Genomic DNA, 19,362 nt, shown 5'->3' with positions numbered 1-19,362 from the left:
TACAAACAATATGAAGAAAAGAATCTATCTTACTATCGCTTCTTTGCTGGCTATTTTGACAATAAAAGCTCAGGAAGTTACCGTATTCGAATCAGGAAAAGATGGCTATGCGAGTTTTCGCATCCCTGCGATTATTAAAAACACCAACGGCGACCTAGTTGCCTTCTCAGAGGGGCGCGTAGATCACGCAGGAGACTTCGGAAACGTGGATATAGTATACAAAATCAGCCAGGATCGCGGAAAAACATGGGGAAAAATCCAGGTGGCCGCAGATTATCATAAACTTCAAGCGGGCAACGTCGCACCAGTCGTTGATGAATGCGACCCGGCATATCCGAACGGTCGAATATTCTTATTTTACAATACTGGAAATAACCATGAGCACGAAGTTAGAAAAGGTAACGGATTACGCGAGGTCTGGTATATCACGTCAATTGACGGCGCCAAAACTTGGTCCGATCCGGTAAATATAACAACACAAGTACATCGTCCGAAACAACCGATGGTCAATACCAAATATAATTTTGCTGAAGATTGGCGAACCCACGCAAACACACCTGGGCACGCTTTACAATTTAAGTCAGGGAATTACAAAGGTAGACTCTACGTTCCTGCAAACCATTCTGAAGGAAGCCCTAAAGAGGCAGGAAAAGATTATTTCGCAAATGCGTTCTACTCAGACGATCACGGAAAGACATTTAAACTTACACAAACAATATCCTTCGAAGGTGGTAACGAGACAATGGCAGCACAAATTTCAGATACCGGGATTTACATGAACACGCGTAACCAGCAAGGGAACGTACGAGCACGGATTGTCAGCTACTCAAGCGATGGAGGAGTTACTTGGGATACGACATTCTATGACAAAAATCTCCCCGATCCGGTAAACCAAGGAAGTACCCTTTCTTGGAAAAAAGGTAAAAAATATATTCTCGCAGTTTGTAATGCCGCAAATCCAAAAGATAGAGACAATTTAACGTTACGTCTTTCAAAAGATGGCGGTAAATCATGGTACTTAAATCAAACCATCGCAAAGGCACCTAAAGGTTATAAAGGTTCGTACGCTGCTTACTCGGATATTGTACTTCTTAATAAAAAAACCATCGGTGTATTTTACGAAAAGGACAATTATAAAACAATTGTTTTTATTCCAATAAAAATTAAATAACCGAGTTTTAACGATAAAATTAATAAGTCGTAATACTCTTATCTTCCCTCAAAATCATGGTTTGGGGGAAGACTTATCGCTACCCTACTTCAGACGAAAGTCCTCCATTCGATACTATTCTGGTGGTAAGTACTTTGGATGTTAAGCGTGTCCATTAGCCAAACATCAACCTTCACAAAAAAACGACAGAAAACATAAAATATCTAGAATTGATCTGATCCTTCCTATGTAAATAGAAGTCTACTTATGTTAAACTAGCTAACAAACTAATATATCGCCAAGAAAAATAATTTAAACGAGAAAATAGTTTGATTTGGAACAGGTTTACGATAGCAACAAATTCGGTTCCGTTGAAAGACCTTAAATGCAAAAAAGCTCCAAGTTACCTTGAAGCCTATTTGTAGCGGGGAGCAGGATCGAACTGCCGACCTCAGGGTTATGAATCCTGCGCTCTAACCATCTGAGCTACCCCGCCGTTTTCGTGATGCAAATATAGCAAATATCGACAATATGCAAAGGTAAAAAATAAATTTACACCTATTTTTTCGCCACTAAACATGGAATAGACTCATTTTTAACTCGATAATTTTCGCAGTATACCATTTTTTACTATCGAGGAATATCGACATACCCTACGACAAACGCTCGTGAGATTCTTCACACTCAAAATCATAATTGTGTCAACAACGGAGGTTTTAGGTTTCCTCGGCCGCTCAGCAACACTCCGCCAAAGAATATCTTCTGTAGAGACATGTCAACTTATTTGTATTAAACGCTTCATGAGTGTTATTATACAATCTCTAGTAAAGTATGTACTTATCAGTATATCCTGTTTATTTAACACAATTACCTAATCGCTTTCAATTATCTCAAAAAAGGGGACGAGTGTCCTTTTTTTACACGGCCGTCATAATTTCGAAGCTAATTACCCCATCACTTTTTATTTTTGTTTTAATTTTGAATGCCAAAATAAAATTGTATTATTACAGACAGCACGATACGTCGTCCTTGTTATTTAAACAATAATAGCCAAAACAAACTGTATGGAACAAAAAATTGAAATTCATTTAGAATACATCATAAATTCTTCGCCTCGAATTTTATTTCCATTTATCCAAGAACCAAATGCTTTATCGCAGTGGTTTGCTGACGATGTGAATTTCAAAGATGGCATTTACGAATTCATTTGGGACGATGAAGTGAATTTAGCTCGTTTAGCCTCTGTTAAAGAAAATAAATCTGTCCGTTTTAAATGGATTGAAGACGAACCTTATTATTTTGAAATTGAAATTATTCAAGATGAGCTTACCAATGACGTGGCGTTAGCGATCACAGACTTTGTAAAACAAGACAACTTAGAGGATCGTAAACAAATATGGAACAATTCAATCGGATATCTACAAAGCGTAATCGGTGCATAGAGTAAACATCCACCAAAATCATGCTTTTTTACTAGATTTTACAATCAGTTGAACACAAATATTTGAGAAAATACGAATGCAGAAAAAGTAGTATCTTTATCCCAGATATTCCGCTATAATATCTGATAGGTATGAAGAAGATACATTTACTAATTTTACAAGCATTTATAAGACCGTTCGTGGTATGTTTCTGTATCGTGATGTTCGTTCTTTTAATGCTTTTTTTGTTCAAGTATATCGACGACCTGATTGGTAAAGGCTTTGAGTGGTATGTACTCTTGGAATTAATAGCGTATCAATGTGCTGTACAGTTATCAATGGCACTACCTTTGTCTATGCTGCTTTCATCGATCATGACGTTCGGTAATCTAGGTGAAAGTTACGAACTGGTTGCTATCAAAGCAGCGGGTTATTCCTTGCGTAAAGCTATGACCCCTCTTATTTTTCTGGTAACACTATTTGCAGGTGGGTCATTCCTGTTTTCAGATTATATACTCCCCGTCGTAAATTTAAAAATGGGTTCTTTGCTATGGGATGTGCGAAACAAAAAAGCCGACTTTTTAATTAAACCCGGTATATTTAATAATACGATCCCCGGATATTCTATTCGTGCTAAAAGCAAAAGTGATGACGGCACGATATTAAAAGATCTGATGATCTATGACCATACTACTGGCAACACTGCTAGCAATGTCCTTTTAGCCAAAGAAGGATTTATGCAAAATTCCGCCGATAACAACTATATGATCCTCCGCCTCAAGGACGGAGTGCGTTATCAGGAGTCTCGTTCACAGAACGCAAAACGATACGATCCTCGCCAACAGTTTACGCGATTCCGTTTTAAAGAAACTGAACAGAAATTTGATATGGGTGCCTTTCAGATGAAAAGAACCGATGAGAGTCTTTTTAAATCTCACCATTCAATGCTAAATCTAAAACAATTAAAGTTGTATACTGATTCTAATCGAATCCAGCTAGACAGTGTATCACGAACGATATTCCACGAAACAAAGAATTACATTAATTATCTTTCGCCTTATCATCACGACGCCAAGGTAAAACCGATTGAAGTTTCAGATTTTAAAGACTTTTTAACAGAGTATGTGCCAAAAGACAAGCGCCGAAATGTTATAAGTAACACGTTGAGCCAAATTCAGCAGCTAAACAATATTTTCGAAATGAAAGAAGCTGAATATAAATTGTACTCGGACAAAGATATACGATATGATATTGAGTTTCATAGAAAGTTTACCTTGGCCGTTTCCTGCTTACTCTTATTCGCGATAGGAGCACCACTCGGCGCTATAATTCGTAAAGGAGGACTCGGACTACCCGTCGTCGTCGCAATTATATTTTTCTTAATTTATCACATCATTTCTACGGTTTCCGAAAAAGCATCAAGAGACGGTAGTTTGGAACCAATTTTAGGTATGTGGATGGCGATTATCGTCTTAACTCCTTTGGCCGCATTTTTAACGTATAAAGCAACCACTGATTCATCTCTTTTTGATGTCGAACAATACAAACTTAAATTACAGGCAGCTTGGAAATGGGTGATCTCTAAATTTACGAAGAAATCATCTGTACAGTAAAGGCATATTTTTGACAAGTCTATTATACAAATACTTGGAAAGTACGCTACCTTTGCATCGATAGACTAACACAACATGAGTATAAAATTAAATACCATCGAAGAAGCAATAAAAGACATTCAAGCTGGAAAAGTCATTATTGTAGTCGATGACGAGGATCGTGAAAACGAGGGTGACTTTGTAACCGCAGCAAGAAACGCGACACCAGAAATAATCAATTTCATGGCTACACATGGGCGTGGTTTGGTGTGCGCACCGCTCACCCAAGAGCGTTGCGAGGAACTACACCTCGACTTAATGGTCGGACAGAACACCGCAGTATATGAAACAAATTTCACAGTGTCTGTGGATCTACAAGGATATGGATGTACCACAGGTATATCTGCATCAGACAGATCCAAAACCATCAAAGCATTAATCGACCCAAATATTCAACCTGAAGAATTGGGACGCCCAGGACATATCTTCCCCTTAATAGCGAAGGACGGGGGGGTTTTACGCCGTACTGGACACACTGAAGCATCCGTCGATTTAGCACGATTAGCAGGTTTCGAACCTGCAGGCGTACTAGTTGAGATTCTTAAAGACGATGGCGAGATGGCCAGATTGCCTGACTTAATGGAAGTAGCAAAGCGTTTCGATTTAAAAATCGTAAGTATTGAAGATTTAATCGAATACAGATTAAAGCACGATTCATTGATTCAAGAAGAAGAAACTGTTTCGATGCCCACACAATGGGGAGACTTTAAACTTAAAGCATTTACCCAAAAAAACACAGGCGAACAACATCTTGCATTGTATAAGGGAGAATGGAATGAAGATGAGCCTGTTTTAGTTCGTGTACACAGCTCTTGTATTACTGGGGATATTTTCGGGTCATGTCGTTGCGATTGTGGTCCGCAACTTCATAAAGCAATGGAGATGATTGACAAAGAAGGAAAGGGAATTGTCGTGTATATGAACCAAGAGGGAAGAGGTATTGGGCTAATCAACAAATTACGCGCATACAAATTACAGGAAAACGGGGTCGACACAGTGGACGCTAATATCCAGTTAGGATTTAAAGCTGATCTTCGCGATTACGGTGTAGGTGCGCAAATCTTGCGACACTTGGGTGTAACAAAAATGCGTTTGCTCTCAAACAATCCAACCAAACGTGCTGGTTTAGTCGGTTACGGTTTGGAAATCATCGAAAACGTTCCTATCGAAATCAGTCCAAATCCTTATAATGAGGAATATCTGAAAACAAAACGAGATAAAATGGGTCATTCTATTTTAAAAAATCTATAATCGTTAAAGCGCCATTCACATTTAAACACAGGAATGGCGCTTTTTTGTAAGCTATTAAAATACTTAGTTTTGATATTTGAATATAATATAAAATACCGTAAGATCTGACTTTTCGTTACCTTATACATCACTGTACGGATCATTTGGGATTTCTAATTCATAAATCTTAACTTTAACAATGAAATGCGATTTGTAGAATGACCGCCAACCAGAGGCTAAAAGAGTCAAATACTTAAAGTCTACGATCAATTCAAATAAATGGCTCTCATATCGAAAGGACGATCATAATGAACAATAAACTATTTCTTGAAAACTGCGCCTATATAAACGGAAAATTCGTTAAACGAAAATCAACGTTTACGGTAATTAATCCTGCTACACTCAAACCCGTGGGATCCGTGGCCAACTTGACCGTGGAAGACTGTACAAATGCGATAGACGCTGCTAATCAAGCGTTGCAAAGTTGGCGTAATACATCCCTTGGTGAACGATCAAATTACGTGCGAAGAATATTCGATTTAATTAATGAACATAAACAAGAGTTTGCAGAAATCATGACAATGGAATGTGGGAAACCGATACAAGAATCCTTTGTTGAGGTTGATTACGCAAACTCCTTCATGGAATGGTTCGCAGAAGAAGGTAAACGAACTTATGGAGAAACCATCCCTTCAATGAATGGAGCAACACGTTTAGCTACAATAAAACAACCCATAGGTGTTATAGCTGCGATTACACCTTGGAATTTCCCATTAGCAATGATAACTAGAAAAGTAGCTCCCGCATTAGTAGCTGGCTGCACAATCATCCTAAAACCAGCATCGCAAACTCCTTTCACTGCTCTAGCATTGGCGAAGATCGCCCAACTTGCAAAACTCCCGGTAGGGGTTTTGAACGTAATTACTTCAAAAGACAGCATAGGTTTGGGGCGAGAACTGGCAACAAATCCTATCGTGCGTAAAATATCTTTCACAGGATCAACCTCTGTAGGAAGCAAGTTAATGAGTCAAGCAGCAGGGACTATAAAGCGTGTTTCAATGGAACTGGGAGGAAACGCACCATTTATTGTTTTCGATGATGCTGACATCGATAAAGCGGTTCAAGGAGCAATAGCCGGAAAATTTCGAAATGCCGGGCAAACCTGTGTTGCAGTGAACCGGTTTTATGTACAAAAAAGCGTATATGCTGAATTCGCAAGGAAACTAACCATTGAAGTTAAGAAACTCAAAGTCGGTGATGGGATGAAAAAAAGTACACAGGTGGGACCACTTATAAATCAAGATGGCATAGATAAAGTACAAGAGCATGTCGCAGACGCTATGAATCGAGGCGCTAAGATTCTGACTGGCGGCAAAGTCATCAGTGATCTATTTTACAGCCCTACTGTAATCACAAACCTACCCGTAGACGCATTAATTGCTCAAGAAGAGACTTTCGGGCCTATATGCGCATTGTTTCAATTTGAAACAGAAGAACAAGTTATTGAATTAGCTAATAACACTCCATTTGGCTTAGCCGCATATATGTATTCCAACAACATATTTCGTTGTCAACGCGTGAGTGAGCAAATTGAATCAGGGATGATTGGGATCAACACGGGAATGGTTTCAAATGCATCCGCTCCATTCGGCGGTGTAAAACAATCCGGCGTGGGCCGAGAAGGAGCAAAATATGGTATCGATGAATATTTGGAGATCAAATATATGTGCTATGGAAAATAAAGTCCCCTATCTCTACCACAAGTGGTAACGAACACCAAGCATAATATAGTTAGGGTCTAGCTCCTCCCAATTGGTGTTGTATTTCAGTTTATATCCAGTATATACAGATAAATTTACAGAAGGGAAAAAATAACCCAAACCAGTTTGTCCGTTAACGACCGTAAAGTTATCTTTAGATTCAGGAACAGCGATAGTTCCATTATCATCAGCTTCGTTGTACTTATAAAAATCTTGGCTGAGCCCTGCTCCTAGGAATAAACGAAAATTAGTTTTGCTGCGATCGAGAATAGATAATATATAATCTGCACCAACTGCAACATAGCCATTCCTCCCGTAAACCTGTCCTTGAACACCGGAATGCTTAGCAAAATCATACTTCGCTTGTATCCCAAAAGCACCGTTATAGGATGGTGTTTTCGCTTGTACATCGCCGTAAAAACCTAATGCAAATGAATTATCTTGTCCATAGCTCATATGGACAACGATCGTTAGAATAAGTAACGCGAGAATATTTTTCATAATATAAAATTAATCGACTTTCTCTCCTTTAGATTTCCTATATCGCTTATATACTTTGATTAAAGTCATCAGCAGGATAGCTAACCCGATCAAGCCGATCACTCCAAAGATCCAATCGACAGCCGATCTAAAGATAACCAAAAATACAATAGCAAAAAGAATTATCGTTGACACTTCATTCCATAATCGTAAATGTGAGGATGTCCATTTTGACCTGCCATTCGCAAGCAGAAACATTAAATGTTGAGTTTTGAAATGGTAGGCAATCAAGCAAACTACAAAAGCAAGCTTTATATGCATCCATGGCTGGCTTAAAAGACTTGGAGATAAATATAACATCACTAGTGCGGAAGCGATCGTAATCCACATGGCGGGAGTTGCTATAACCCACCATAATCGACGTTCCATTAATATAAACTGTGCGTGTAGCACGCCAAATTCCTCCTTAGTTTTTTGCCGTGCCTCGGTATGATAGATAAATAATCGAGGCATATAGAACAGTCCCGCCATCCAGCAGACCATAAAGATAATATGTAACGATTTTGCGTATAGATACAACATAAAGTACTGAAAAATATAGGGGGGGGTAAAACTATGTTACCCCCTTCCACTTACTTAATATCTAAATTCTTTCACCACATCAATAGCATATTTCACGTTATCAAATGGGATATCAGGCATTATTCCGTGTCCTAGATTAAATATAAATCCTGTTTCACCGCGCATACGCTCAAAAAGATCAACAATCTTCCTACGTATAACTGCTTTATCAGCATATAAAACAAATGGATCCAAGTTACCTTGAACCGCAATTCCTTCAGGAAGAAGTTGCTTAATATTTTTTAAATCGGCATTCCAATCTACCGAGATCACATCTGGTTTCGCTTCGGCCATAATGGGAGCAAAAACAGATGATCCTTTACAGAACGAAATTACAGGAACGGATCGCTTAATGTTAGCCAATATATAAGAATTATATTTATGAGAAAACTCTTTATAATCATTCCAAGACAATGCCAGCGCCCAGCTATCAAAAAGCTGAACCGCATTCACTCCAGCATCTATTTGCATATTTAAATATTGAATGGTCACATCCGCTACTTTCTGCAAAATCCTATGTGCTAACTCAGGCTCATTGTTAAGCATTAATTTCGTTTTTTTGAAATCTTTAGACGACCCTCCTTCTACTAAATAGCTTAATATTGTAAAGGGTGCTCCCGCAAATCCTATTAACGGAAGTTTTCCATTTAATCGTTGCTGAATTACTTTTATTGCATCTGCTACGTAGGTTAGTTTATCCAAGCAATCAACAGAAAGATTGTCTACATCGCCTTTCGATCGTACGGGATTACTAAACCGAGGGCCAACTCCTTGCTCAAATGAGAGATCCCCCCCCATCGCCTCGGCAGTGACCAAAATATCCGAAAACAATATAGCGGCATCGATACCTAATAAGTCTACTGGCAACATAGTAACGTCGGCTGCAAGCTCCGGCGTTTTACACATCTCTAAGAAACTGTATTTGTTCTTAATCTCCCAATACTCAGGCATAAAACGCCCTGCCTGACGCATCATCCATACTGGAGGTCTTTCAGTCAGCTGCGATTGTGCAGCCCTAATCAATAAATCGTTCTCTAAAATCTGACTCACTTAGTTACTTTATTTAATTCCACTTCTATTTTCTCTATTATACCTAACTGTCGCACGGTTAGCTTGAGCTTTTTTGCTAAATCCAAATAGGGCTGTACTCTATCATAGTTTTTCTTACGTAAACTTATGTTTGCAAGGTTAATGAGTACAAATCCTTTTTCCGTATCTCGCTTCCATGGCAGCCGTGAAGCAAGTTGAAAATGATATTCGGCCTCATCAACCCGATCTTCCTTCAATGCGATATTCCCCATCATGAACTCATAATAATTACGACAACCTTTGCGAAGTTTATCTGGATTCTTAATTTCTTCCAAAAGCTCCTTAGTCTTACCGTAATCTTGCTTATGAAATGCTTGAGTCGCTAGAAATACGGTGCCATCGCGAAAATGCGTCCATACTATATAGCCAATACCACCCAAGATATAGACAGCTATATTATAATGCCCCGCATATAGAGCATAAAGAAGAAACGCCGTTGCTATTGCAATTACAATCGTTCTTGACTTAGTATTCATGAAGCTGTTTTACGATGACGGTGTATCCGTAAATTTATATCCCACCCCGCGTATCGAATGAAAATACACAGGATGCTTTTGATCGGGCTCGAAATATTTACGAAATGTCAAAATAAAATTATCAATCGTTCGCGTTGATGGATACACGTCGTAATTCCAAACAGTTTCCAATATTTGCTCGCGCGAAACAGCTTCATTTTTCCGTTCGATTAGCAATTTTAGTAGCATCGTTTCCTTCTTTGTTAAAGAAGTGATCGTACCATCGTTTTGATGAAGTTCAAAAGAATTAAAATAGATAGTCTTGTCGCCGATAGTATAGGAATTAAATTCCTTAAGATCATCTGATTTAAGTCCACGACGGATCAAATTTCCTACGCGCAGGATCAGTTCTTCCAAATTAAAAGGTTTCACGAGATAGTCATCTGCTCCTTTCTTCAATCCTGTAATGCGATCCTCGCTACTATTTTTCGCTGTTAAAAACATGATGGGAACTTCAGTATTCTGCAGACGTATCGTTTCCGCAACTTGAAAGCCATCAATTTCGGGAATCATCACATCTAGAATTACCAGATTAAAGCGTTCCTCTTTAAACCTCTTGAGCGCCTTCTTCCCATCGGTCGCCGTTGTGACGCGATAACCTTCAAGTTCAAGATTTAATTTAATAGCCTCCAACAGATGCTCTTCGTCTTCTACTAACAGTATACGTTGTTTAATTTGCATAGTTTTCAAATGTTACTTCAAAAATACTCCCTGACGGAGTGTTATCTTTAACCTTAATGGTTGCATTATGCTTTTGCAGGACGGTCTTCACAATGTACAACCCTAAACCAGTTCCTTTGGTTTTACGTGTGGACTCATTCCCTACGCGATAAAATTTATTAAAAATAAGCTTTTTTTCGTTTTCAGATATACCAGAGCCATGATCGGATACAGAGAACATCAACTTTCCCTCCTCTTTTCTTTTCAGCACCACATTAACTTTTGCGCACGGCGGAGAATATTTAATTGCATTTTCCACTAAATTATTAACAACATTCGTTATAGCAAACTTATCAGCATGAATAATCACGTGGCTGTCTAAATCTGGTTCAATAATTTGCGTACTGCAAAAATTCTTTTGCAAACGCCCTATTACGTCATTCACCACATCCGAAAAGTTAAAATCCTCTTTAGGAAGACTAAACCGATTATTTTCTAATTTTGTTGTTAAAAGGACGTTCTCCACCAGGTAATCTAATCTTTCGATATCCTTGAGCGAGTTCGAAAGAAACATCTGTTGTTGCTCGCGGTTTAGATCACGCTTCATGATCGTCTGAATATATAATTTTACAGATGCTAATGGAGATTTCAATTCATGCGTTACTGAAAGTAAAAAGTTTTGTTGTTGTTGTTGTTGCTTGTGTTCTCTCGTAAAAAGTTTTTTCAAACGCAGTGCTCCCCAAATAAAAATAAGGAGAAAAAAAACTCCCTCGCCTATGATCATACCTTTGCGTTCTGGTTCGTAATTTACGAGTAAGTATCCCCACCAGAACAGCTGCATCACTGCATAGAATACCAAGAAATAAAACAATACAAGTGCTCTCCTCATCGCAAGAATTATCAATATACACAAAAATAACTATTTGTTGACCTCAAAGGAAATACTACGCCAATTTTGACACTAATACGAAGATCCATTGTCTATATTTGTATATGTTTTCAGCTAAAAAGGATATTTTTTTTGATCTAGATCATACAATTTGGGACTTCGACCTCAACGCACGTGAGACCCTTCATGAGCTCTATGGGAAATACCAGTTCGGCGATCTTACGGGAGAATCAAACTCGGATAAATTTATTGAAACTTATACGATGAACAATCATCGGCTCTGGAATCTTTACCATCACGAACAAATAGATAAACAAACATTGCGCAGAGCTAGGTTTGAGGATACATTTCAGCAACTTGGTATTGATCCAAAAACGTTTCCCTGGAAATTCGAACAAGATTATCTCGCAATCTGCCCCACCAAAACGAATCTGTTCCCCCATGCACATGAAACCTTAGCTTATTTACATTCTAAATACAATCTTCACCTAATATCCAACGGATTTCGAGAAGCTTGTGAAATGAAACTAAATCATTGTAAGCTGCGTCCGTATTTCCAGACAATAGTAATTTCTGAAGTTATCGGGGTGAACAAACCGAACCCAAAGATATTTCAATATGCTATCAATAATGGAAATACACGGACTGAAAATGCCGTAATGATAGGTGATAGCATAGATGCCGATGTCCGAGGTGCACAAAATGCTGGCATTGACGCAATTTATTTTAATGCGGTGGGTGCTCAAAGACCGACGGATGTAAAACATATGATTACCGATTTGAAGGAACTTCAATCGCTGTTTTAAAAAACTGTATATACACAAACGACCCGCTTCTGTTCGAAGCAGGTCGTTTGTATCTCAGCAAAGGGTTTTAAAGTACCTTTACAGTAACATTTTTTAACCAAACATCATTCCCGTGGTCTTGGAAACCAATTACACCAGATTTTGATTTACCGCCGACCTCAGTTAAAAGTTTAAATGCTAAAGGCCATTTGGTTTCACTAAACTTACTTGATTGTATCAGTTCTTTCCATTCTGGAGTCCAAAATTCATATTCAACGACTTTTACGTCATTTTGGTAATGCGTAACTTTCCCTTTATTAACTACGATTTTTGCTTTATTCCACTGCCCGGCAGGGTTACCATTCTGCGGCTTCGCAGGAATCATATCGTAAAGTGACCCCGACTTACGGTTACCGTCTACACCCATTTTTGCATCCGGATGATTCTCATTATCTAACAATTGATACTCCGGACTAGATATATAGATCGGTTGATCTTTAACTTCTTTAGCAAGAAAAAACACACCTGAATTCCCTCCTTCTGAAATTTTCCATTCAAACTCTAATTCGAAATTCTTAAAATCGTACGCAAAAATAATATCACCGCCGTCCGCATCAGGCTTTCCTGCAGGACTCGCGGAAAATTTTAGGGTTTCTCCGTCGATAGCCCATTTTGCTGGTACATTCGCTTTATTATATCCTCTCCATCCCTCTAACGAGCTACCATCAAATAATACGTAGGCACCATCAGCATTTTTCTTAAATGATTTAACATTCACTTTGGGAAGTTGACTTATCTCGTAGTCAGGAATAGGAGTCGTTGTCTTGTTAACCTTTTGTGTGTTACAAGAAGTCATCGCAAATACCAATGCAGCACCCATAATGCTCATAAATTTTTTTTCCATTGTTTCAATCTTAAGTTTAGTTGTGTGTTAAAGGTAGTAAATTTAACCAGTTTTTAAAAACCACCTCCCATATCTTCTTCCCCACCTTGGCTATTATTATCGCGCTTTTTATTTAGATCTTGAAAACCAAAACGGTAAGAAAATGACAAGGTGAACATACGTTTCATCCAGCGGTGTTCAAAAGTTGATCTAATCTGTGGCGTTTCAGTAGTCGCGCCAAAACGTCGTGTATCAAATACATCCCTCACGTTTAATGACAGATTAGCTCTCTTATTCATAAATTCCTTTTTAACAGCCACATCGACCCCCGTCATAGATTTCATTTTTCCTTGTGCCATAACCCGTGGGGCACGGTAATCTCCTCTTAGCTGCATCGACCATGAGTTTGGAAATCTCAAATTTGTATTGACATTTGTGTTCCAGTTGACCCCTTCTTGTTCTTCTATATTAAATTCGGAATTCCCTTCGTATTTATTATAGAATAAATTTCCATTCCAAGTAACATCCCACCAGTTTTTGATGTTTACTTTGGCAATTAGCTCAAGACCTGCTACATTAGAGTTTGTCAAGTTTTCCCATTTACTATAAGTGACACTTCGATCGTCGACAAAATAGATATATGGCTGCATCACATCGTTCATCCGGCGATAATATGCAGTAGATATAAAATTCCATCGACTGTAGCTCTTAGCAAAACTTGCCTCTAGTGAATGGATATCTTCCGGTAACAAATCTGGGTTCCCTTGGCGTCGATTCATTTCGTCTGACACATCAGGAAATGGATTTACCTGCCACCCTCGAGGACGTTCCACCCTACGGGTGTAACTTAGCTGCACCTTATCCCCATCTTGTCCAACATCATAAGTCAGAAATAAGCTAGGATAAAGCCGGAAATAATCTAACCCTCCTTCAGTCGCCAGTTCGTTAGCCGGTAAGGACGGGTCTTTTGCATAATATACCGTCGTAAGGTCTGTCTGCTCTGCACGTAAACCAATTTGATACCCAATTCTGTTCGACAATCTATTTTGATAATTGAAATACGCTGCATGCACTGAGTTAGTCATATCAAAATCATTGCTAATTGAATAATCCGGATAATACAAACCATCTTCGGTATCTAAAGTGTCTGAAAATTGAGTGTCAAATGATTTTCTAATAAAAGTACGATAACCTGCCTCGAACTTGTGTTCATCAGAAAAAGGAAGGACATAATCGACCTGCATATTGATTAGTGTTCCATCTTCGCTGGTATTATTTATACGACCGCTTGTCGGAATATTAGCCGTATAATCCTGCGTAAAATTATTTATTCCATCCTCTGTATCTTTGCCATAGCTGAAATTAGCCGTCAACTCATGACCAACTTTATGAAACTTTCGGGTAAAATCAAGATTTAAATCATATCCTAAGTCACTTTCTTCTTGTCTATTTAATCTTGTACTGGTACCAGAAAGTTCAGGATGATTAAAATATGTATAAACCAAATCTTCGCCGCGATTGTTATCGCGAATACTAATATCTCCAGAAACACCGATAGTAGTTTTATCGTTAATAAAATAATCAGCGCCTAGACTAATAGTGTTATTAATCCCCTTTCTAAAACTTTCCTCCGAGTTATTAATCTGGCTATTATTATTTAAATAATAATTATCTCGCAGCCCAGATCCAACACTATGGCGACGATTAAAATTGTAACTCCCGAAATAATTAAATTTTCGGTCGCGATAGTTTAGTGTGACACCCGCCATGTAATTATTATAGGATCCCCCAGACAACGTTACGTTGCCATTCAACCCAGTACGAATATTCTTCTTTAAAATAATGTTGATAATTCCCGATTGACCTTCGGCATCATATTTCGACGAAGGGTTAGTGATAATCTCTACTTTGTCTATTGCATTTGCTGGCAATGATTGAAGGAGGGAATTCACATCACTTCCAGCCATAGCGGATTCCTTTCCGTCTATCAAAATTTTAACATTTGAGGAGCCTCTCAGATTAACAGAACCGTCCATATCAACCTGGATTGTCGGAACATTCTGCAGAAGGTCGGTTGCCGAACCGCCCGCACTCACCAAACTTTGAGAAGCATCAAATACCTTTTTATCGATACCTAGTTTCATTGCCGGCGCTCGCCCTTCAACAACCACTTCTTGTATGACCTTTCCATCAGAAGTTAGCTTGATAACACCTAAATTTAGATTCTCGGTCTCCGTAATTTCAATGCTTTCACGAATAATATCCTGCATTCCTACATAAGTAATTCGCAAGGCGTAACTCCCAACTGCAACCTCGGAGAACAAAAGCTTTCCTTGAATATCACTTTGCGCCCCTAGTACAAACGTTTTATCAGATTGTCTTAATAAGGAAGCGCTGGCTCCAATAACGGGTTCATTTGTTACTGCGTCAACAACGATAGCATTAATGGTGCTTTTTTGTGCTAACAGAAACAACGGCGACATAAAACAGAAAATAAATACTCTTAAATTTATAGTTGAAAGCATGTGGAAAAAATAAATGTTTCACAAAGCAACCAAAATTAAATAGTTTTAGCTGTATCGTAACTGCATTATTACGTATATATCATTACTCGGTCGATACCGTCAAACCCTCTGACTTAAGTATTTTTCTATACACTTCGACCTCCGTGTAGGTACCTTCAAGTACAATGCATTTACCTTTATTATGTACTTCCCAAGCAATCCGCTCAGATTCAGATTCAGAATATTGAAGATGATGCATCAAACAGCGGATGACATGATCAAACGTATTAGTTTCATCATTCCACAAAATCAAACGATTGGAATCGCGTGCAACCGCTAAAATTTCTGCTAGCGTGAAAGTCTCTTGTTCAGTTTCTACACTCATTTAACAAAAATAGTCAATTTTTAAATTTTAGAAAACCCTAAATTACCCCTTTCAAATTTGCGCACGCCACGAGGCCCAAGTGACAGTTCTTAAATTGAGTATTTATTTTACAAAACTTTAAGTAGGAGCTGACTTCCAAACTAAACAATAGGTGGATTTTACACTTCGTTTTATAAAAAGTTACTCGCATCTCCATTTCCTGAAAAAACGAAAAGTTACAATATTTATAACTAATTGCGCGTCCATAATATGTATTTTTGACAATAAACCAGCGGGTATGGAACGTTTTAATCGCAAGAGATAAAAAAACTCGATATATACTTATGGTCAAACACATTAAATAACAAAACATGTTTAATTCAAAGATAGCAGGGATAGGTCATTATGTTCCGGAAAACATCTATTCGAACGACGATCTTACAAGATTTATGGACACTAGCGATGAATGGATTACAGAGCGTACCGGGATCAAAGAAAGACGTTATGCCGATAGAATAACAGAAACGACCACTACAATGGCAGTCCAAGCATCGAGAATTGCAATTGAAAAGGCCGGTACCACCGCCCAAGACATCGACTTTATCGTCTTCGCGACTTTATCCCCTGATTACTATTTCCCAGGATGTGGTGTACTTCTCCAGCGTGAAATGGGAATGAAAGAAATCGGTGCGCTTGATATCCGCAATCAGTGCTCTGGTTTTATATATGCATTATCTGTAGCAGACCAATTCATAAAAACGGGCATGTACAAAAATATCCTTGTTGTCGGCTCAGAAAAACATTCTTTCGCGCTTGACTATTCGACGAGAGGTAGAAATGTGTCCGTAATTTTTGGTGACGGTGCTGGTGCGGTAGTACTTCAACCATCTACCGATGTCAAAAAAGGGATATTAAGCACCCATCTTCATTCTGATGGCACAGAGGCTGAAAAACTTGCCATGTATTACCCTGGCTCATCGGGAGGCCTATGGCTAGAGGAAAAGCCAGAATGGCCAGATCAGGAACTTGGTGGGATGCTGATGACGACTGAAATGCTAAACAATGGTACAGCTTTTCCGTATATGGATGGACAGGCCGTTTTTAAAAAAGCAGTGATTAAGTTTCCGGAAGTTATCTACGAAGCGTTAGAGAAAAACAGCTTAAAATCGTCAGATATTACGCTATTGATCCCTCATCAGGCAAACTTGCGGATATCTCAATTTATACAAAAAACACTTAAGTTGTCCGACGAACAAGTATTTAACAATATTCAGAAATATGGAAACACGACAGCTGCATCAGTTCCTATAGCACTTAGTGAAGCATACCGAGAGGGAAAAATAAAAGATGGAGACTTGATATGTCTAGCAGCATTCGGAGCCGGGTTCACTTGGGGGTCCGTTTTAATACGCTGGTAAGTTAAAACTAAACGATATTTATGGTGGTGGGTAGTTTAGTTTTGCGTATTTTTACTTTCTTCTTTACTTCTATGGCTTTTCTCTTTCTTTAAAAATCCTGAACCAAAGATTACATCCCATATTCCCGAACTAACACCAAATCCACGTTCAGGATCAGAATAATGATGTAACATATGGTGATCTTTAATTCTCTTAAACAAGCCTGATTTAAAATTAGCGTGATGCATAGCATAATGGGACTCGTCATAAATCAAGTAGCCCAACAGAAATCCAGCGAAAAAGCCCGATAACGTATACTCTCCAAAGAAGATACTAAAAATTCCGTATATTATTGCGGCCATCGGGATACTCGCAGATAAAGGCATCACTAATCGTAAACGATCTTTAGGATAGTCATGGTGTACCCCGTGAAAGATAAAATGAATACGCTTCCCCCAGTTAGAACGAGGTTCAAAATGAAACACCCAACGATGTAAAATATACTCAGCGAGGGTCCAGAAAGCTAAACCGTAAAAGAAATACAACGCTACTTTTCCCGAGCTTAGTTCGCCTATTATATGTGCTTTATATACAAAATAGCAGATAACAGGAATCCAAAAAATCAATGGAACGCTGTAATGTATTTTCGTCAATGACTCTAGAAAATCATTTTTAAACATTCGAGAAGATTCCGTGGAATTCGAAACATATAACTTTTTTGCCATAACCTAAAAGTATCTGATTTGAATTCAAAGGTAACAAGTATTGAAATAGATACAAACCTTTACTTTTTGAACTTTTTCATCGCATTGTCAAAAAAATCGACAAGCAGGTTGCTAGAACGTCGTATTCCAAAAATACATGTTGTCTTTAAGAACGATCTGCTTCGATTCCACTAGTCTGCTAATCACAGCTAGTTTATGCTCTCGTTTTATTTCGTTTAGAGACCGCATCAGGTCATTTTGAGATTTTGGCTCAACCAACAATAAATTTTTAATCACCTCTATTAATTTGATTTCCACTTGTTTAAAATGTATCCTTTTCATACAAATATCACAAACGCCACATAATAATTCGTCGATTTCACCAAAATAACTTTGCAAAGCGATACTTCGACAATTCGTATCGTCCAAATATTTGAACAAGCTATTTAATTGCTCATTTTTAATATGTTTCCTTTCAAATATGAATGCAGTATCAACAAAAAGGTTTTTATAATCGACACGAGGCTGTAAAAACTCCAATTGGGGAGAGTCTGTCTTTGGTAAATAAGATGCTATTTCTAGTTTTACCAGACCATGGAACAACTCCAATACAGCATCGTAAGATATTTTTAATTTACGTGCGATATCGTATTCATCTATCGCAATAAAATACTCGAAGAGTCCACCATGATTTCGTAATAAATATTTCACAAGCGGATCATATTTTGCCGACTGAACTTGAAATTTATATAGCTCCTGACTATCGACCTCAAACTTTATCCGCGAGGGTAACACTGCAGGTTCCGATACAGCAATCCATCCATCACGTTCAAGAAATTTAATTGCACCTATGACAGAAAGAAGATCAAAACTATATCGGTTGGTAAATTCGACGATATCAAACGATGATACTACGCCTTTTCCTGCCCCATAAGCAATCTGAAAATAATTTGCCAGTTGATGATAAACCTGCTGTATAAACGCAACAGTAGGAAAACTAGCTTCAAAGTAGCGCATTAACTTATCTCTATCCTCTTGCTTATACATCATTACAGCATATGCTTTCTTACCGTCACGACCTGCTCGACCGGCTTCCTGATAGTATGCTTCTAGTGTTTCCGGAACGTCCAAATGCAAAACAAAACGCACATCCGGTTTATCGATTCCCATTCCAAAGGCATTCGTTGCAACAATAACTCGAGTCCTATTTTCCATCCAATCGTCTTGCTTTTTAGAGCGTACAGAAGCTAAAAGCCCT

18 protein-coding genes and 1 tRNA gene are annotated in these 19,362 nt (G+C 38.3%); 7 read left to right on the top strand and 12 right to left on the bottom strand.

What is annotated here, in order from left to right; genetic code table 11:
- Positions 1 to 10 precede the first annotated feature (10 nt).
- Complete coding sequence (locus tag HP439_RS06135) at positions 11 to 1,171, top strand: sialidase family protein (RefSeq protein ID WP_172389465.1); 1,161 nt, start codon at positions 11 to 13, stop codon at positions 1,169 to 1,171.
- 401 nt (positions 1,172 to 1,572) lie between these two features.
- Here the strand turns inward: HP439_RS06135 and HP439_RS06130 are convergent.
- Positions 1,573 to 1,646: transfer RNA gene (locus HP439_RS06130), tRNA-Met, on the bottom strand.
- Between the two features lie 568 nt (positions 1,647 to 2,214).
- Here HP439_RS06130 and HP439_RS06125 point away from each other — a divergent pair.
- The 4 genes from HP439_RS06125 (at position 2,215) to HP439_RS06110 (ending at position 7,195) form a co-directional block, all read left to right on the top strand.
- Positions 2,215 to 2,592 carry an START-like domain-containing protein gene (locus tag HP439_RS06125; protein WP_172389464.1) on the top strand — a complete coding sequence of 126 codons (378 nt, stop codon included), beginning with the start codon at positions 2,215 to 2,217 and terminating at the stop codon, positions 2,590 to 2,592.
- Positions 2,593 to 2,723: 131 nt separating this feature from the next.
- The gene (locus HP439_RS06120) at positions 2,724 to 4,184 is read left to right on the top strand and encodes an LptF/LptG family permease (protein WP_172389463.1); all 1,461 of its coding nucleotides are present in this window, start codon (positions 2,724 to 2,726) and stop codon (positions 4,182 to 4,184) included.
- Between the two features lie 75 nt (positions 4,185 to 4,259).
- Positions 4,260 to 5,474, top strand: coding sequence for a bifunctional 3,4-dihydroxy-2-butanone-4-phosphate synthase/GTP cyclohydrolase II (locus HP439_RS06115; protein ID WP_172389462.1), 1,215 nt, complete (start codon positions 4,260 to 4,262; stop codon positions 5,472 to 5,474).
- 287 nt (positions 5,475 to 5,761) lie between these two features.
- Positions 5,762 to 7,195: an NAD-dependent succinate-semialdehyde dehydrogenase gene (locus HP439_RS06110; RefSeq protein WP_172389461.1), complete on the top strand. Its 1,434-nt coding sequence runs from the start codon at positions 5,762 to 5,764 to the stop codon at positions 7,193 to 7,195.
- Between the two features lie 12 nt (positions 7,196 to 7,207).
- Here HP439_RS06110 and HP439_RS06105 read toward each other — a convergent pair whose 3' ends face one another.
- From HP439_RS06105 to HP439_RS06080, 6 genes are read right to left on the bottom strand one after another with little or no spacing between them, the layout of a single operon-like run.
- Positions 7,208 to 7,714: a hypothetical protein gene (locus tag HP439_RS06105; protein WP_172389460.1), complete on the bottom strand. Its 507-nt coding sequence runs from the start codon at positions 7,712 to 7,714 to the stop codon at positions 7,208 to 7,210.
- Between the two features lie 9 nt (positions 7,715 to 7,723).
- Positions 7,724 to 8,275 (bottom strand): CopD family protein, encoded by a 552-nt coding sequence (locus HP439_RS06100; protein WP_172389459.1) that lies wholly within the window; start codon positions 8,273 to 8,275, stop codon positions 7,724 to 7,726.
- A gap of 54 nt (positions 8,276 to 8,329) precedes the next feature.
- Positions 8,330 to 9,364, bottom strand: a complete 1,035-nt coding sequence (gene hemE / locus HP439_RS06095) for a uroporphyrinogen decarboxylase (protein WP_172389458.1) — start codon at positions 9,362 to 9,364, stop codon at positions 8,330 to 8,332.
- A complete protein-coding gene (locus tag HP439_RS06090) occupies positions 9,361 to 9,879 on the bottom strand; it encodes a hypothetical protein (protein WP_172389457.1) in 519 nt (172 codons plus the stop codon). Before HP439_RS06090 ends, hemE begins: the two co-directional genes overlap by 4 nt.
- Before the next feature lie 9 nt (positions 9,880 to 9,888).
- Positions 9,889 to 10,599 (bottom strand): response regulator transcription factor, encoded by a 711-nt coding sequence (locus HP439_RS06085; protein ID WP_172389456.1) that lies wholly within the window; start codon positions 10,597 to 10,599, stop codon positions 9,889 to 9,891.
- Positions 10,589 to 11,467 (bottom strand): sensor histidine kinase, encoded by an 879-nt coding sequence (locus HP439_RS06080; RefSeq protein WP_172389455.1) that lies wholly within the window; start codon positions 11,465 to 11,467, stop codon positions 10,589 to 10,591. The genes HP439_RS06085 and HP439_RS06080 overlap by 11 nt, the downstream gene beginning before the upstream one ends.
- 104 nt (positions 11,468 to 11,571) lie before the next feature.
- On the opposite strand from HP439_RS06080, the gene HP439_RS06075 reads away from it, so the two are divergent.
- Positions 11,572 to 12,273 (top strand): YjjG family noncanonical pyrimidine nucleotidase, encoded by a 702-nt coding sequence (locus HP439_RS06075; protein WP_172389454.1) that lies wholly within the window; start codon positions 11,572 to 11,574, stop codon positions 12,271 to 12,273.
- A 67-nt stretch (positions 12,274 to 12,340) separates the two neighbouring features.
- Here the strand turns inward: HP439_RS06075 and HP439_RS06070 are convergent, their stop codons facing one another.
- From HP439_RS06070 to HP439_RS06060, 3 genes are all read right to left on the bottom strand, one after another.
- Complete coding sequence (locus tag HP439_RS06070; RefSeq protein ID WP_172389453.1) at positions 12,341 to 13,156, bottom strand: 3-keto-disaccharide hydrolase; 816 nt, start codon at positions 13,154 to 13,156, stop codon at positions 12,341 to 12,343.
- 53 nt (positions 13,157 to 13,209) lie between these two features.
- Positions 13,210 to 15,618, bottom strand: coding sequence for a TonB-dependent receptor (locus HP439_RS06065; RefSeq protein ID WP_172389452.1), 2,409 nt, complete (start codon positions 15,616 to 15,618; stop codon positions 13,210 to 13,212).
- Between the two features lie 124 nt (positions 15,619 to 15,742).
- Positions 15,743 to 16,024 (bottom strand): ATP-dependent Clp protease adaptor ClpS, encoded by a 282-nt coding sequence (locus tag HP439_RS06060; protein ID WP_172389451.1) that lies wholly within the window; start codon positions 16,022 to 16,024, stop codon positions 15,743 to 15,745.
- Between the two features lie 350 nt (positions 16,025 to 16,374).
- Between HP439_RS06060 and HP439_RS06055 the strand changes: the two genes are divergently transcribed.
- A complete protein-coding gene (locus tag HP439_RS06055; protein ID WP_172389450.1) occupies positions 16,375 to 17,421 on the top strand; it encodes a 3-oxoacyl-ACP synthase III family protein in 1,047 nt (348 codons plus the stop codon).
- Between the two features lie 35 nt (positions 17,422 to 17,456).
- Here the strand turns inward: HP439_RS06055 and HP439_RS06050 are convergent, their stop codons facing one another.
- Positions 17,457 to 18,125 carry a sterol desaturase family protein gene (locus tag HP439_RS06050; protein WP_246229273.1) on the bottom strand — a complete coding sequence of 223 codons (669 nt, stop codon included), beginning with the start codon at positions 18,123 to 18,125 and terminating at the stop codon, positions 17,457 to 17,459.
- Positions 18,126 to 18,236: 111 nt separating this feature from the next.
- Positions 18,237 to 19,362, bottom strand: a 1,126-nt coding sequence (locus HP439_RS06045) for a RecQ family ATP-dependent DNA helicase (protein WP_172389449.1), incomplete at its 5' end; no start/stop codon positions are given.

Origin of the sequence: Sphingobacterium shayense, from assembly GCF_013179575.1 — a bacterium.
Lineage (GTDB): Bacteria > Bacteroidota > Bacteroidia > Sphingobacteriales > Sphingobacteriaceae > Sphingobacterium > Sphingobacterium shayense.
This window is presented reverse-complemented; position numbering and strand designations above follow the sequence as displayed.

Coding starts and splice junctions, on each gene's coding strand:
- HP439_RS06055 (WP_172389450.1), top strand. CDS start 16,375: ATGTTTAATTCAAAGATAGCAGGGATAGGTCATTATGTTCCGGAAAAC.
- HP439_RS06100 (WP_172389459.1), bottom strand. CDS start 8,275: ATGTTGTATCTATACGCAAAATCGTTACATATTATCTTTATGGTCTGC.
- HP439_RS06105 (WP_172389460.1), bottom strand. CDS start 7,714: ATGAAAAATATTCTCGCGTTACTTATTCTAACGATCGTTGTCCATATG.
- HP439_RS06115 (WP_172389462.1), top strand. CDS start 4,260: ATGAGTATAAAATTAAATACCATCGAAGAAGCAATAAAAGACATTCAA.
- HP439_RS06120 (WP_172389463.1), top strand. CDS start 2,724: ATGAAGAAGATACATTTACTAATTTTACAAGCATTTATAAGACCGTTC.
- HP439_RS06090 (WP_172389457.1), bottom strand. CDS start 9,879: ATGAATACTAAGTCAAGAACGATTGTAATTGCAATAGCAACGGCGTTT.
- HP439_RS06075 (WP_172389454.1), top strand. CDS start 11,572: ATGTTTTCAGCTAAAAAGGATATTTTTTTTGATCTAGATCATACAATT.
- HP439_RS06085 (WP_172389456.1), bottom strand. CDS start 10,599: ATGCAAATTAAACAACGTATACTGTTAGTAGAAGACGAAGAGCATCTG.
- HP439_RS06110 (WP_172389461.1), top strand. CDS start 5,762: ATGAACAATAAACTATTTCTTGAAAACTGCGCCTATATAAACGGAAAA.
- HP439_RS06065 (WP_172389452.1), bottom strand. CDS start 15,618: ATGTCGCCGTTGTTTCTGTTAGCACAAAAAAGCACCATTAATGCTATC.
- HP439_RS06135 (WP_172389465.1), top strand. CDS start 11: ATGAAGAAAAGAATCTATCTTACTATCGCTTCTTTGCTGGCTATTTTG.
- HP439_RS06050 (WP_246229273.1), bottom strand. CDS start 18,125: ATGGCAAAAAAGTTATATGTTTCGAATTCCACGGAATCTTCTCGAATG.
- HP439_RS06060 (WP_172389451.1), bottom strand. CDS start 16,024: ATGAGTGTAGAAACTGAACAAGAGACTTTCACGCTAGCAGAAATTTTA.
- HP439_RS06080 (WP_172389455.1), bottom strand. CDS start 11,467: ATGAGGAGAGCACTTGTATTGTTTTATTTCTTGGTATTCTATGCAGTG.
- HP439_RS06070 (WP_172389453.1), bottom strand. CDS start 13,156: ATGGAAAAAAAATTTATGAGCATTATGGGTGCTGCATTGGTATTTGCG.
- HP439_RS06125 (WP_172389464.1), top strand. CDS start 2,215: ATGGAACAAAAAATTGAAATTCATTTAGAATACATCATAAATTCTTCG.